The sequence below is a fragment of the Rhizobium sp. YTU87027 genome, assembly GCF_050644135.1.
GTDB lineage: Bacteria > Pseudomonadota > Alphaproteobacteria > Rhizobiales > Rhizobiaceae > Rhizobium.
Genome location: NZ_CP098441.1, coordinates 1,072,932 through 1,086,554, shown reverse-complemented (window position 1 = coordinate 1,086,554; position 13,623 = coordinate 1,072,932). Strand labels below are relative to the sequence as shown.

The window sequence follows — 13,623 nt, the reverse complement described above, 5'->3', positions numbered from 1 at the left end:
TCGCCCCATCTTAGCGTTAGCTATAGGCTCGCGACTCAAAGCAAAATGGAGGAGACCTCATGGCAGCTTCAGCCGCCGCCCCCTTTGATCCGCGCGCGCTCGCAGCAAAGCTGCGCGGCCTTCGCCGTTCACAAAACCAGGCGCCGACGGCGGATTTTGCGCTGCCTGCCGATCTCCGGCACGCGATGGACGCGCAGAATTTTCTCGTCGCCGATGAGGCGATCGAAAGCAACGCCTGGAAAGTGACCGTCTCGCCCGACGGGCAGGCCGTGACGGCACCACTGCATCCCTATGTGCAGGCCGACTCCGGGGCACGGATTCCCTGGCAGCGGGGCACCAGGTTCGAGGCAGAAATCGCCGTGCGTCTCGGTCGCGACCTGCCGATCCGCCGCGACGGCGCCTACAGTCGCGCCGACATTGTTGATGCGATCGACGCCGTTCATCTCGGCGCGGAGCTTCTCGCGAGCGCGGTCGAGGAGAGCGGCAAGATCTCGTTCCTGCTGTTCCTGGCCGATCGGCTTGGAAACAGTGGATATGTGCTCGGTCCTCGGGTGGACAAGCCGGTCATCGACAGCGCAGGCGGCACGCCGCTCAAGGTGACGTTTAACGGCCAGCCGATCTTTGACGCACCAGCTCAACACCCGAAGGGCGATGTGCTGACCTGGCTTCTGGACTACGCCAACGATGGTTTACGGCCGACCACGTCGCTGAAGGCCGGCGCCCTCATCACCACAGGAACGCTCTGTGGCGCCATCGAACTCATCACCCCCGGGGATATTGAAATTGCTTTTGGCAACGCTGCCTCTTTCCGCCTGATCCTCGTCTGACCCATCCTAAGGGGAGCCAGCAGGAAATTCTCACGCCATCAAATCGACCCAGTACAAAATGAACTGCGCAACATTCAATCGTGGCGCAAATACATGAGCTATTCCAAATCCCCGTTGATTGGCACGCAAGGAGATCGGCCGCCTGGTCCATCGACCCAGATTTCCTGGTAACGGTGCATCGCTGTTGGCCCCAGGTGTTGTTGCGACAATGCCGATTAGACCGACAACTGAGCAAGCAGAAGGGTTCACGAAGACATTTTCGGCAAGATGCCTCGCCATGACCGTGCCCAGCTCGACTTGCCACTCAAGGGGAGCGGTTCCTATACTCCTGTTGCTATGGACAAGACGTTCGTCACAGCAAGGGAAGATCGGCCTGGGGAAGCGTGGCTGTCCCGGTTCGTCGCAGGGCGAGCGGAGGCCGAGAGGTGGTATTTCGGTCAAACACGGTCATCGTCGCCCACCGCTAAAGACTGCCGCGCCGCCCTGTCGCAGCATATGCCCGAGTTGATGCCATACTATGACAGCGCATGTGCCCTTGTCGGAGATGATGTGGTGGCGCACCGGATTCTAAGTCACTACCGACCCGCACCGGAACGCTTTGGCTGCAGTCAGACCGTCTGGCTGGGAAGCGAGGGGCCTGCATTGGTCCGGAACTTCGACTATCCCCCCGATATCGTTTCGGATCGCTTTGAGATGTCGGCATGGTCGGGCCTACGGGTCATCAGCAAGGCGCAGCGACCATGGGGAGGTTGTGTGGACGGCATGAATGAGGATGGACTTGTCGCGAGCGTCACGCTCGGCGGCAGCCGCGCTCAGGGCGTCGGTTTCTCGATTATCCTCGTGATCCGGTACATCCTTGAGACTTGTCATCGGATTGACCAGGCTGTGGAAGCACTATGCCGAATACCGGTCGCACTTCCACAGAACGTGACCGTCCTCGAGCGCTCGGGCCGCTATGCTACCCTGTTCCTCGGCCCTCACCAGAGGCCGATCATTTCGCGCCTGAAGGCATGCACGAACCATCAGCGGACCATCAGGCCCTCATCGTCTTCGATGAGGCGACAGCTTGCTATTGATCAAGCGCTGGAGGAACCGTCCATGTCGCTTTCGCGGCTAACCGATCTTTTTCTTCTGCCGCCCCTGTACTCCAACAGCGGTTCGTCTCCAACGCTCTACACGGCCGTCTACCGACCTGCGGAAGGACGAGTGGATTATGTCTGGCCGGGCAAACGTTGGTCCCAAGGGTTCCGGAACTTCCGAGAAGGCTCGTACACTCACAGCTTTGCGTAGCGTTCGGGTCACGGCCGCATTTGGTGCAATGCGGCCGATATGTTGCCTTCTCGGCACATTGCTGACCAGATCTTCGGGTTGCGCGGGCGGTCCTGAACAACTGAGCTGGTTGCCGTGGGTGGCTTGAGTATCGATCCCTACGCCACCGGTGGCTGATCACCAAACGCGACATCTCGCGCGTGGAGATATTAGAGCCTGCTGCTTTCATACGGAAGCATATCCTGAGTTTGTAAGGTAGTTTGCGCATTCTGCAGGCGAGAAGCAGTCGAGCATTTCACCAGCCTTGCGCCATGTCGCTTCGACTGTGCGAGGTTGTTCTCTCCTGATTAGGTGCTTGAGCTTAGCAAAGACTTGCTCGATAGGATTGAGGTCGGGGCTGTAAGGCGGCAGGAAGAAGAGGTGCGCGCCTGCGGCCCGGACGGCACGACGGACGGCTTGGCCCTTATGGCTGCCGAGATTGTCGAGGATGACGATGTCGCCCTTGGCGAGCGTGGGCACGAGGATCCTCTGGATATAGAGGGTAAAGAGTTCGCCGTTGATCGGCCCATCGATGACCCAAGGGGCATCGATGCGGTCGCAGCGCAGGGCGGCAATGAAGGTCAGGGTTTTCCAGTGCCCATGTGGAACCGCGGCACATAGGCGTTGACCACGCGGTGCCCACCCCCTGAGGGGCGCCATGTTGGTCTTGATCCAGGTTTCATCGAGAAAGACCAGCCGCTGCGCTTCGATCCGCCGTTGATGGGTCTTCCAACGCAATCGTTTCCTGGCGATATCCACCCGCGTCTGCTCGGCCGGCAGAACCGTTTTTTTTGAAACTCAGGCCTTCGGCCCGGACGAACACCCAAACGGCGCGCCGCTCGGTCTTGATGCCGCGTTCGGCCAGTTCCGCCACAAGGCCCCGCGTCGTGAACGGGCCGGATCGACAGCGTTGGCGCAGCCAGTCGGCCCGTTCGCCGGACAAAGTCCGCTGCTTGCGCCCGCCGACGCGGCCCGGCGTCAGAGCGCCGGTCTCCGCAAGGCGCTTCTTCCACTTCGAAACACAGGAGGGAGCAATCGCAAGTGCTGCTGCGATCGATCGTATCGTTTCTCCGGTATTCAGGCGCGCCATCGCCCGTTCGCGAAGATCTTCAGAATATGGGTGCGTCATCCCTGCCGGCCGTCCTTTTCCGGTAGGACAGAGAATCATATTTCAGCTGATTTGCGAATCTGCGATTCTGAAAAATCGAAGCGTGCTCTAATGAAACTGCGTCGGCCGTTTTCGCCGGAAACCTCCGGAGACGCCTCCTTAGATTAGCTCCCCGGCCATTTCCATTGCGGGATCGCTGTGGCGGATGGTCAACTGATCCCGACGTCAACTGTTTTTGATCGCATTGTTGTCTACTTCGTGCTACATATTCAGCCAATTTGGAGCGCGAAGATAGCACATGCCCACGCCTCACAATCCTCCCGCCGCTGTGCGGCGAGCACTGCGCAAGCTCGGAGCGGACATCCATGATGCCCGTCGCCGGCGACGGCTACCCATGGCTGTCGTGGCCGAACGAGCCTTCACGTCCCGTTCCACGCTTCAAAGGGTCGAAGCCGGTGACACCAATGTCAGCATCGGCATCTATGCAGGTGTCCTGCATGCTCTCGGCCTGCTGGATGGCCTGAGCCAGATTGCCGATATCGGCAACGATAGCGTCGGACAGACCCTTGCCAGTGCCGAACTCCCGAAACACGTCCATCTCAAACGGCCGGCCGGATCGTCTCGCAATGGCTGACTTCGAGATCCACATCGATCTGGAAGGCCGCACACGGCAGATCGGGCAGGCGCGGAGCAATCGCGTTCGTGGAACGGAGACCATCCTCTTCGAGTATGATGGCGCGTGGCTGGAAGACCCTGACAGGTTCTCGCTGGAGCCTGCTCTTGCCTTGGGCCGTGGTGCCTTCGCGCCGACCGCCGGCCTCGCCATTTTTGGTTCGATTGGCGACTCAGCGCCTGATACTTGGGGGCGCCGATTGATGCAGCGCGCCGAACGTCGAGTTGCAGGACGCGAAGCCCGCGCCGTCCGCACGCTCGCCGAGAGCGACTATCTCCTTGGCGTGGCCGACGAGACCCGGTTGGGGGCGCTGCGCTTCCGCTGGGTGGGGGACGACACGTTCCAGGCCCCGACCCAGACGGGCGTGCCCGCCCTGATCGAACTTGGTCGTCTGCTTCACATTACCGAACGGATTCTCCGCGATGAGGAGACCGACGAAGACCTTCAACTGATCTTCGCTCCCGGCTCCTCGCTTGGCGGTGCGCGCCCCAAGGCGTCGGTGATCGACCAGCATGGCCATCTCTCTATCGCTAAATTCCCGAAGGAAACAGACGACTACAGCATGGAAACCTGGGAGGTGATCGCCCTGCGTCTGGCTGGTCAGGCTGGCATCGCCACGCCCATGCATGAACTGCTCGACGTCGCTGGGAAGAAGATCATGCTGTCACGCCGTTTCGATCGTCAGGGTGCGATCCGCATCCCGTTCCTGTCGGCGATGGCGATGACGGGCGCCAAAGACGGTGAACGCGGCAGTTATCCCGAGATCGTCGATGCCCTTGCTCAACACGGCGCTCACGGAAAAACGGACGCCCATACCCTCTATCGGCGCGTCGTTTTCAACGTGCTGATCTCCAATGTCGACGATCACCTGCGCAACCACGGCTTCTTGTGGCTCGGAAAGGCGGGATGGTCGCTTTCCCCCGCTTACGATCTCAATCCCGTTCCGAGCGATCTCAAGGCGCGACCAAAGTGGAAGCATTCGCGGCGGCATGCCCAATACGAAGTCCGCTCGCACTGAGCGGTAGCGGCACTCATACCGCCGCCGTTTCAATAGCCCCTTGTGCGGCACCCTATCCCTGAGGGCAATGTTTCCGACGTGCGCCGCGGTCGAGAACACTGTCAGCAACGACTTCGCCTCGGATCCAATGCATTTCTTCGACAGATCCGGCGATGGTCTGGTGCGGGAGCGCCTTGGCCTCAGGCGACGGACCATCCACCGTCCACAAGCAGGTTCGCACCGGTGATTAGGCTCGCAGCCGGCGATGCAAGGAAGACCACGGCACCCACCACATCATCGGTTTCTCCGATCCGGCCGAGTGGAATGTGGCCGAGCGTCACTTTGCGATTGTCGGCATCGGAAAGAAAAGATGCCGTGCCATCCGTGTGGATGAACGTCGGCGATACGGTATTTACGGTGATATTATGGCGTGCCCATTCGGCCGCAAGGCAGCGCGTGAGGTGATTAATTGCCGCCTTGCTCATGCAATAGATTGCCTCGCCGCGCAGTGCCACGGTACCAGCCTGTGAGCTGATGTTGATGATCCGGCCGCCGTTGCGCTTGATCATGTGCCGGCCAACTGCCTGGCTCATCAGAAAGGTGCCCTTGATGTTGACATCGAGTATTTCATCAAGGTCCTTCTCCTCAACGAGTTCGGCGAGATTGCCCGGAGCGACACCGACGTTGTTAACGAGCACGTCGATACGACCGAACGTCGTAACCGCCGCGGCGACGGCTTGTGCGATATGGGCCTTATTGGGAATGTTCAGTTCAACAGGGAGAACTTTCCGTCCCGTGCGCTCGAGTTCGGCAACCAGACCCGCCGAGGCTGCCACATCACGCACCCCCAAAACAATATCGGAGCCTGCTGCGGCGCAGGCAAGCGCGCAAGCTCGACCGATGCCACGGCTCGCTCCTGTCACCAAAGTCACCTTGCCCTCAAGGCTGAAGTCCGGCGCATAATTCTGCATCATGATGGCCTTTCTCGCTGAAGCATATTTATGGCAGCGTCGGCTTTCGGATGCCAGATGTTCTTGCTCACGCTGAGGAGCGTCCCTGGGCGAGCCCGAGCGTCGCTTCAGTCAGATTGATCGGGGCAGCCCCGGGAGTTGCACGCCCAAGGGCAGTCCAAAGAACCAGTTGCAACATACAACCCAGTCCAGCCCCTAAAACTGTTTGCGTAACGTAATTAGGACGTTACCCGCGTGCCGCAGCCACCTGGACGGATTTGTTCATCCGCTCGATGGCAGAAGCCACGAAACGTCAGCGCTGCAACACCTTTGCGACCGAACCTGACACGTTACGATTCGCGATTTACCGTTGCGTACTTGCGTAGCTTCTCCCCGCACGGCAGTCTGAGTTGATTTCAGATGGGTCCGCTGCGCGCCAACTAGCACGGCCATCAGAGCAAGTCTGAGGGAGGTTCAGATGAGAAGCCTTGCGATGGCGACAGCAGCGTGCTCGCTGCTCGTCGCGGGAATGGTTTGGGCCGATGAAGCAATCAAGGTCACACCCGACAATTTCGTGCGCGCCGAGACCGACATGTATTTCGCGGTGCCTGTAAAAGAAGCGGGACTTGGTAAAATCTTTCATCGACGCGAACCCTTCGATGTCAATAACCAGACTGTTGTGCGAGGCAACCGGGACACCCTGTATTCGAGCGGGGTCTTTGACCTCGATGCTGGACCGGTGACAATTACCATACCGGACGCGGGAAGCCGCTTCATGTCGCTGATCGCGATCAATCAAGATCATTATGTAACCGGTGTCTTTCACGGAGTCGGCAGCCACGTATTCACTAAGGAAGGCGTAGGCACCCGCTACCTCTTTGTCGCCGTCCGAACCCTGATTGATCCGGCCAAATCGGGCGATGCGGATGAAGTTCACAAGTTGCAGGATGACATCAAGGTGGATCAACTGGGCGGGCCGGGAAAGCTGGAGTTACCTGTCTGGGACAAGGCCAGTCAGGATAGCGTGCGCAAGGCGTTGCTGGCGCTCAATGCGACCATGGGCAGCTTCAACAAGGCGTTCGGGGCGAAGGATGCGGTTGATCCAGTTCATCATCTGATTGGAACTGCGGCTGCCTGGGGCGGCAACCCGGATAGCGAGGCAACCTATCTGAGCGTCACACCTGCGCAAAATGATGGGAAGACACTCTACAAGCTGCACGTTCCGGCAAAGGTCCCGGTCGATGGCTTCTGGTCGATCAGCCGTTACAACACCGATGGCTATTTTGTTCCCAACCCGCTCAACGCCTATTCAATCAACAACCTTACCGCCACGAAGAGCGACGACGGCTCCATTGACGTTCAATTCGGCGGTTGCGATGGCAAGACACCCAATTGCCTACCGATCGAGGCGGGTTGGAATTACACAGTCAGGCTATATCAGCCGCAGCCGGAAGTGCTGGACGGAAGCTGGAAGTTCCCTGATCCGCAGCCGATAAAGTAGCCATAAGGCATCGATAGACGTTCGCCGAAGGAAGCAGGTGCCTACGGGATGACGGCGATATCGGGCAATGTCCAGGTCTTGTCAAATAGCGCCTTCTCGGGACCATACAGGCGGAACAGCACTTCGAAGCGGGCCCCCGGCTTGGTCGGCATCCAGTTTTGTTCCTTCCCGGCAGGAGCCCTTGGTCCAAGGAAGAGGTCGACCGATCCATCCGCGTTGCTCTCGATCCCCAGTGTGTTTGATGCCCGGCTGTAGTGATCGACCTCCCGAACGAGTGCATGGGTGGAATTGTCGTAAACGGTCGCTGACCAATACTGTTTGACCGGCGGGCTACCTGGCACCGTCAAGCGGTATGACTTGTCTCCATCGAATGGTTTCCCATCCGCATCCTTCATCGTCATCAGATAAAACTGGCCCGCACCGAGGTGTTTGATGCCGACATAGCAGGCACATCCAGTTCATCGACGCAAGGACGGGGACGTGCGGAAGGCAGGCAATATGCTCTCATTCGGCCGGTAAGCGGGAACCTTCGTGGCTTGTTTGGAATTTACGGACTACCACCAAGGAGGATGTCATGATCCGCAAGCTGAAATCTGGCGAGTATCGGCTCTATTCGCGCAAGATCGATCCCAAGACTCACAAGCGCAGAAATCTCGGCACGTTCAAATCCCGCGAGGAGGCCGAAAAGCACGAGCGCGAGGTGCAGTATTTCAAGATAGGGTGGATGCCAGCCTTCTCCGGCGGCATAAAAGTCTTGGCGTAAACACCACTCAAGTGAAAGGCAGTCTTGATGAAGACGGTTACCATCATTGGCGTTGATCTGGCAAAGAATGTATTTCAGCTGCACGGAGCAGCGGCTGACGGTTCTGTTTTATTTCGTAAGAAGTTGGCGCGCCCATTATTCCGCAAGTTTATTGCTGCTCAGCCCTCCTGCGTCGTCGCAATGGAGGCATGCGCCGGCTCGCATTATTGGGCTCGCGAGATGGGGAGATTGGGTCACGAGCCAAAGCTGATCGCGCCTCGGTATGTGAAGCCATTTCTCAAACGGCACAAGAACGACGCTGCCGATGCAGAGGCCATTGTTGAGGCCGCACAGCGGCCGACAATGCGCTTTGTCGAGGCAAAGACGGAGGAGCAACAGTCTCGGGCGATTATGTTTCGCACCCGTGAGCAGCTAGTCAGTCAGCGAACCGAGTTGGTAAACATCCTACGCGCGCACCTTTATGAGTTCGGCCACATCGCGCCGCATGGAATAGGTTATCTGAGCAGGCTTGAAAGTATCCTGGCGGACGAGACCGCTCATATGCCGGTTCTGGTCCGCACGATCTGCCGCGACCTGCTGGAGCACATCTGGCAAATAACGGATCGCGTGGACTCGCTTAGCGAGAAGATAGATGGTTTATCCAACAAGGCCGAGACAACACGACGTCTGCGCACAATGCCGGGCGTAGGCCCGATCACCGCTCTGGCAATTGAAACGTTCGCGCCTCCGATGGAGGTGTTCAAACGTGGCCGGGATTTTGCTGCTTGGCTTGGTCTGGTGCCGCTACAGAATTCGAGCGGTGGCAAGCAGCGTCTAGGAAAAATATCGAAGATGGGCCAGCAAGATATTCGAAGGTTGCTCATCATCGGAGCCATGGCCGTGGTTCGATGGGCGTCACGAAAGGGTGCGCCAAACGATAGTTGGCTTGGCCGTATGATGGCCAAGAAGCCACGCATGCTCGTAGCGATTGCCCTGGCCAACAAGATGGCGCGTGGGATCTGGGCTATGCTCACAAAGCAGATGGATTACCGGAATCCGGCGACAGTGCCCGCATGAAGCGGAGCACTTGAAGCCGGTCTATGGGAGACGTGAGGAAGACAAGAACTGCATGGGCAAATGATCGATAAGATCGGGGTCAGCAAACCAGAATGACGCTTCGAGCTTCGAGCTCGCTTTCAAGATTCGGACCTGACTCGCGTATCACCATACCGGCCCGCGGCACTTCAAGGACCGCATATAAAGGCCTTACACAAGACCGCACTCGATCACGTGTTCAAAAATTTCAAATCTTCCTTGCAAAACGGCTGGCATCCACACAAGCGTCATGCTTGAACAACGGCCGTCATGGGGCCGCGGCAGGATCGCATACTGAGGAGGACATATTCGAAAAGCACGCTTGGGATGGCAAGAACGTGGTCCGCGCTCAGTTGCACTACGTCGTCGGCGCTTCTGTTATGGGGGCCATGGAACCACTAGCAGAAGACGTTTGGACGAAGTTCACGATAGCGCAAAAATTCTGACCTCCCTGCCGATGCCGTGAAGTTCCTCCATTCGGGAGACTGATGCGATGCCGCTGTCTCGCAGGATCTCGGAAACTTGCGCATCCCCGACAACCGCCTCCGTCGTCAGGATCACATTGGGATCCGCGAGACCCTGCACGCGAGAGGCGATATTGACAGTCTGGCCGAAGTAGTCCTGCCGTTCGTTCAGATTGACTGCGAGGCATGGTCCCTCGTGGATGCCGATCTTCAGCAGAAGATCGTCGCTGCCATGTTCGGCATTTAACCGCAGCATCGCCTCCCGCATCCTGAGCGCGGCCGCCACTGCGCGGTCCGGGGTTGGAAAGGTCGCCATCACGGCATCGCCGATGGTCTTGACGACCGCTCCCGTCTCTGTAGCGACGATCTCGTGAAGAACCCTGAAATGTGCCCGCACCAGATCGAAAGCGGCAAGATCTCCGACCCGCTCATAAAGAGCAGTCGAACCTCTTAGGTCAGTGAAGAGGAAAGTCAGGCTCGTGATCTTGAGACGCTGGTCGACGTCGAGCGTGTCGGTGCGGTAGATGTCACGGAAGCTCTGGTTTGTCAGTAGACGCTTGGCTGTCAAAAAAGGCCGCCTGCGACCCAGTAGGTCGTGCAGGTCGTCTCCTGCGACGCAGACATTCGGCAACACTCTGCGATCGGTGTGGTTCTCGAGGGTAAGCCGCAGTACTCCAGGACGAAGGGCAAGCGTTTCGTTCTGCCCATGCCCTTGACTGATGCCCATTGAGAGGTTTTGACGTTCGTCGGTGGGCTCGCCATTCACGTCGATGAATTGCGCAAAATGGGTCACCGCATCGAAGACGATGACGAATTGCGCTGGCAGTTGCAGTGAGACGAACGCCTTCTCGCCCGGATCCAGCTCGATCATCTCCAGCAGGATGCGGCCAAATCTCTCTTCGAAGTCCGCCGGCAGGTCGACGCCGGAGCTGAAGAAGATTTGGCGGTAATATTCAAGCGGAGGTAGACGATCGGGCTCGTGGGCAGCAATCCTGCGCACTCTCGGACTGATCGTGAACGTTACCTCGACCATTTCATCGAGGGTTGGCTCGTATCCGGCTGCGCATAGCGCGCAATGGTAAGTCTCCCTGTCTACGGCTTTGAGAGTTGTGCCCGTATCAAGGACGCCGCCGCAACCTGGGCAAAGGACATTCCAGGTCATCTCGAATGCCCCTATGCGGGCTGCATGTAGAAGCGCGGCAATCACCTTCTCTTCATCGAGATGATGCGCATCTGCGAAGGCGAGCGCGTTGATGCGGTTGAGGTCGCGATCCGAGCCGCGCACAACGACGCTCTCGATGCAGTCGACCGTCTGCGGGTCGGCCGCCTGTCGCAAGGTAGCAAAAAGCACGTCCACTTCGCTCATCAGACAGGCCTCTGTGCACGTAACCAACGGCGGACAACGCCAGTTCCGGGATTATACCACGGAACCTCCTGATAGAAATCTCGACGCCTGGAGGCTTCTCGCCTCCCCGATCTACTCCGATCGTCTGAGTACAGCACCTCCCGGTCGTATGCAGTCGCGGATCAGTATGGCAGACTGACACGTTTTGACTTCGCGGTTCCCGCTGGGCGGACTTGCCTTGGCGCTTTCTGGTTCGTCCAGATTGGGGCAGATAAGAGGCTAGGGCCACTTCGCCCGACCCTGACTATTGAACACCGCGAGCGCTCCCCTACTTGCCTCCTTCTCGAAGGGAGGCGGGCCATGCAAGACACCGATCTTCTAATTCTCTCCAGGGCCGTTCAGCAGTGGTACCTGTACTACGATATAGATCCGGACGATCAGGCATCGACCTTGCTTAATCGCGCAGCCGTTGAACTTTTCGACCAAGGCCACCGATCTGTGGAAGGCATCGCCACAGTCCTGATCGAAAACTACATTGGGCCGTGGCCGGCGACGATGAACGCCCTGGGTTCGAACACGGTCCAGTAGATGCGCCCGGGAAGTGTTACTCGCGTATTCAATGTTGCCCATCGCGTCTGAACCTCGGATTTCCTGCCAGGCGCGAGGATCCAACGCTTCAGGCGGCACGATAAGGAGCAGCAAAATTCCTGTCGATGGAAGTCCGCGGCCCAAGCCCGCCGGACCGCAACCGCCCCCCCTCGCGGAGGTCAACACGCCTTCTTCCCTGCCTCCTTCGAAATGGCCCATTCGATCGGGATCGGTCCGACCTGGCGAGCGCAGGTGCGAACAGGCCGGTTGGAACTTTGTCGCCTGGGCATCGTTGATTGGCAAACAGCTGCAGAGGAAGCGTCGTGACCAATAGGCGCGCAATCACTGTTGGCTTGGTGTTGATGATTGCGCTGCCAAGCGCCACGGAGGCTTTTGGCGAAAGTCAGATGCAGTCCAGTCGCGACCATTGTCGGGCTCCAGCACAGCAGCAATCACCGAGCGCTCCAAGACGCAGCGGCGGAGGCGATCGAGACTTTTCCAAATGTGGCGGCGTCATAGTGCCGCCGGCATCTGGCGATGAGAAAATCGAGCACCCGGCTCCGGAGACCGGCAGGACCCCGGTCATTCCGCCCTCTGAACTCCCGGGCCAGCAACACAGTCACACCGAACCAAGGTTGGCGACCGGCGAAGCTGCCCACGCTGAAGCAAATCAACGGAGGCCATTGCCAGCCAATGGTGGTTGATCAATTCAAAGTGACGACCACCTTTCCGTTCTGTTCATTGCTTTCGCCGAAATGCGAAAGCTCCTGCCTTGTCGAGCGCAAAGTCTTTGCCGTCATCCCGCCCAAGGCGGAGTATTCGATCAGCGAAGAAGGCCGGACTTTGAACCCATCCTGCTCGGTGTGCCTTGGGGAGACGGCTGGTTGACCCGCTGCAATCTGGTTGCCCGCGACGACCATCTGCCGAAAAAGGATACTGGAATGTCATCGGCTGCGTGAATTCGCCGATGTTTGGAGTTTGCCCTTTATCTCCGCATGACCGCTAGGGGCGGCGCAAAGCGGTCAGGTTCTCCGCCTCCCATCTTTCTCAGCTTTTATCGAGCGACAACTACCGCGTACCAACAATGACAGTCGCGGTCGAACGAAGTCGCACCTGGCCATCGTCAATCGACTGGCGCGCCAGTGAAAGTACCTCGTTGCGGATTTGCGCTTGCGTCGCCGTGTCGGCTCTTGCAAGTCCCGCCACGACGGGTGCTGCGATGTCTGTCATGAAGTCCCAGTACCTCTCCGGTGACGCGTGGGTCATGATGGATGAAACCTCCTCCTCACGTAGATCCGTCAGACCGGCCTCTTCAAAGGCGGAGCGCATCAATCCGGGCGGGGCGCATCGAAAAAGCCCCGGCGATCCGGCGGGCGGCGCCGGTATCTCCACATGCCTGGCGATCGTGGACATGATCGTCGTTGCCCAAGGGTTCTTGTCTGGCCCACTCCAGACAGCCGCGCAGACACGCGCACCGGGCTTTGCCACCCGTGCAAATTCCCGAGCAGCAAGTAGGATGTCGGGAAAGAACATGAAGCCGAAGCGGCACAGAACGCTGTCAAAAGCCGCATCAGGAAAAGGCAGCGCGCCGGCATCACAGACTTTGGTGTTAAAATTCGTCAGGCCACGGCGAGCCGCGTTCTCAGCGGCTACCGCCAGCATGCGTTCGGAGATATCCGTTACCGTCACCTTTCCAAGCGGCACCAAAGCGGCGGCAGTGAGCCCGGGTTCGCCGGTTCCAGCGGCAACGTCAAGGACATGCGCATCCTTCCGCAAGTTTGCGAGCCTGAGCATCGCATCACCAAACGGGGCAAGCCAGCCAAGGACCAGCTCGTCCCATTTCTTCCAGCCGGTGGAAAAGCGATCCCATGTATCGCGCTGCTGATCGCGGATCTCATCGACGTTCCAAGGCATGCCCGTCCCTCCCTCCATGACAGACCTTCCCGCTCGTCCGGGTGGCCTACTATGAACCGTGTGGACCAACTTACAACCAAATAGACGCCGTTACGGGCTCCAGCCATCTGG

General features: G+C 58.7%; 13 protein-coding genes and 1 pseudogene. 9 read left to right on the top strand and 5 right to left on the bottom strand.

Annotation, left to right across the window (positions count from 1 at the left end; genetic code table 11):
• The first annotated feature begins 59 nt into the window (after positions 1 to 59).
• Together NBG89_RS24000 and NBG89_RS23995 are read left to right on the top strand one after the other, a co-directional pair.
• Entirely contained in the window at positions 60 to 827 is a 768-nt protein-coding gene (locus NBG89_RS24000) for a fumarylacetoacetate hydrolase family protein (RefSeq protein ID WP_431322838.1), read from the top strand.
• A 267-nt stretch (positions 828 to 1,094) separates the two neighbouring features.
• Entirely contained in the window at positions 1,095 to 2,117 is a 1,023-nt protein-coding gene (locus NBG89_RS23995; protein WP_431322837.1) for a C45 family autoproteolytic acyltransferase/hydolase, read from the top strand.
• 204 nt (positions 2,118 to 2,321) lie between these two features.
• On the opposite strand, the gene NBG89_RS23990 is transcribed toward NBG89_RS23995, so the two are convergent.
• Positions 2,322 to 3,264, bottom strand: a protein-coding gene (locus NBG89_RS23990; RefSeq protein ID WP_431322836.1) for an IS630 family transposase whose coding sequence is annotated in 2 segments (ribosomal slippage) — positions 2,322 to 2,927 and positions 2,929 to 3,264 — 942 coding nt in all. Because the reading frame shifts where the segments join, the coding sequence is not laid out codon by codon here.
• Between the two features lie 277 nt (positions 3,265 to 3,541).
• Between NBG89_RS23990 and NBG89_RS23985 the strand changes: the two genes are divergently transcribed.
• Both NBG89_RS23985 and NBG89_RS23980 read left to right on the top strand, forming a co-directional pair.
• On the top strand, positions 3,542 to 3,877 hold the full coding sequence (locus NBG89_RS23985; protein ID WP_431322835.1) for a helix-turn-helix domain-containing protein: 336 nt from the start codon (positions 3,542 to 3,544) through the stop codon (positions 3,875 to 3,877).
• Positions 3,870 to 4,880: pseudogene (locus NBG89_RS23980) on the top strand (type II toxin-antitoxin system HipA family toxin); the annotation flags it as partial. The gene NBG89_RS23985 and the pseudogene NBG89_RS23980, both read left to right, overlap by 8 nt.
• Before the next feature lie 233 nt (positions 4,881 to 5,113).
• Here NBG89_RS23980 and NBG89_RS23975 read toward each other — a convergent pair.
• Positions 5,114 to 5,884: an SDR family NAD(P)-dependent oxidoreductase gene (locus tag NBG89_RS23975; RefSeq protein WP_431324535.1), complete on the bottom strand. Its 771-nt coding sequence runs from the start codon at positions 5,882 to 5,884 to the stop codon at positions 5,114 to 5,116.
• 457 nt (positions 5,885 to 6,341) lie between these two features.
• On the opposite strand from NBG89_RS23975, the gene NBG89_RS23970 reads away from it, so the two are divergent.
• Entirely contained in the window at positions 6,342 to 7,364 is a 1,023-nt protein-coding gene (locus tag NBG89_RS23970) for a DUF1214 domain-containing protein (protein WP_431322834.1), read from the top strand.
• Positions 7,365 to 7,405: 41 nt separating this feature from the next.
• Here NBG89_RS23970 and NBG89_RS23965 read toward each other — a convergent pair whose 3' ends face one another.
• On the bottom strand, positions 7,406 to 7,765 hold the full coding sequence (locus tag NBG89_RS23965) for a DUF1214 domain-containing protein (RefSeq protein WP_431322833.1): 360 nt from the start codon (positions 7,763 to 7,765) through the stop codon (positions 7,406 to 7,408).
• A gap of 173 nt (positions 7,766 to 7,938) precedes the next feature.
• On the opposite strand from NBG89_RS23965, the gene NBG89_RS23960 reads away from it, so the two are divergent.
• A complete protein-coding gene (locus NBG89_RS23960; RefSeq protein WP_431322832.1) occupies positions 7,939 to 8,127 on the top strand; it encodes a hypothetical protein in 189 nt (62 codons plus the stop codon).
• A gap of 27 nt (positions 8,128 to 8,154) precedes the next feature.
• Positions 8,155 to 9,183, top strand: a complete 1,029-nt coding sequence (locus NBG89_RS23955; RefSeq protein ID WP_431322831.1) for an IS110 family transposase — start codon at positions 8,155 to 8,157, stop codon at positions 9,181 to 9,183.
• A 441-nt stretch (positions 9,184 to 9,624) separates the two neighbouring features.
• Here NBG89_RS23955 and NBG89_RS23950 read toward each other — a convergent pair whose 3' ends face one another.
• Complete coding sequence (locus NBG89_RS23950; protein WP_431322830.1) at positions 9,625 to 11,031, bottom strand: adenylate/guanylate cyclase domain-containing protein; 1,407 nt, start codon at positions 11,029 to 11,031, stop codon at positions 9,625 to 9,627.
• 339 nt (positions 11,032 to 11,370) lie between these two features.
• On the opposite strand from NBG89_RS23950, the gene NBG89_RS23945 reads away from it, so the two are divergent.
• A complete protein-coding gene (locus NBG89_RS23945) occupies positions 11,371 to 11,598 on the top strand; it encodes a hypothetical protein (RefSeq protein WP_431322829.1) in 228 nt (75 codons plus the stop codon).
• 537 nt (positions 11,599 to 12,135) lie between these two features.
• A complete protein-coding gene (locus NBG89_RS23940; protein ID WP_431322828.1) occupies positions 12,136 to 12,486 on the top strand; it encodes a winged helix-turn-helix transcriptional regulator in 351 nt (116 codons plus the stop codon).
• 180 nt (positions 12,487 to 12,666) lie between these two features.
• Here NBG89_RS23940 and NBG89_RS23935 read toward each other — a convergent pair whose 3' ends face one another.
• Positions 12,667 to 13,512 (bottom strand): class I SAM-dependent methyltransferase, encoded by an 846-nt coding sequence (locus NBG89_RS23935; protein ID WP_431322827.1) that lies wholly within the window; start codon positions 13,510 to 13,512, stop codon positions 12,667 to 12,669.
• Between the last annotated feature and the right edge of the window lie 111 nt (positions 13,513 to 13,623).

Bases quoted from the DNA above. Each gene is read 5' to 3' on its own strand.
- NBG89_RS24000 (WP_431322838.1), top strand. From the start codon at position 60: ATGGCAGCTTCAGCCGCCGCCCCCTTTGATCCGCGCGCGCTCGCAGCA.
- NBG89_RS23995 (WP_431322837.1), top strand. From the start codon at position 1,095: ATGCCTCGCCATGACCGTGCCCAGCTCGACTTGCCACTCAAGGGGAGC.
- NBG89_RS23985 (WP_431322835.1), top strand. From the start codon at position 3,542: ATGCCCACGCCTCACAATCCTCCCGCCGCTGTGCGGCGAGCACTGCGC.
- NBG89_RS23975 (WP_431324535.1), bottom strand. From the start codon at position 5,884: ATGCAGAATTATGCGCCGGACTTCAGCCTTGAGGGCAAGGTGACTTTG.
- NBG89_RS23970 (WP_431322834.1), top strand. From the start codon at position 6,342: ATGAGAAGCCTTGCGATGGCGACAGCAGCGTGCTCGCTGCTCGTCGCG.
- NBG89_RS23965 (WP_431322833.1), bottom strand. From the start codon at position 7,765: ATGACGATGAAGGATGCGGATGGGAAACCATTCGATGGAGACAAGTCA.
- NBG89_RS23960 (WP_431322832.1), top strand. From the start codon at position 7,939: ATGATCCGCAAGCTGAAATCTGGCGAGTATCGGCTCTATTCGCGCAAG.
- NBG89_RS23955 (WP_431322831.1), top strand. From the start codon at position 8,155: ATGAAGACGGTTACCATCATTGGCGTTGATCTGGCAAAGAATGTATTT.
- NBG89_RS23950 (WP_431322830.1), bottom strand. From the start codon at position 11,031: ATGAGCGAAGTGGACGTGCTTTTTGCTACCTTGCGACAGGCGGCCGAC.
- NBG89_RS23945 (WP_431322829.1), top strand. From the start codon at position 11,371: ATGCAAGACACCGATCTTCTAATTCTCTCCAGGGCCGTTCAGCAGTGG.
- NBG89_RS23940 (WP_431322828.1), top strand. From the start codon at position 12,136: ATGAGAAAATCGAGCACCCGGCTCCGGAGACCGGCAGGACCCCGGTCA.
- NBG89_RS23935 (WP_431322827.1), bottom strand. From the start codon at position 13,512: ATGCCTTGGAACGTCGATGAGATCCGCGATCAGCAGCGCGATACATGG.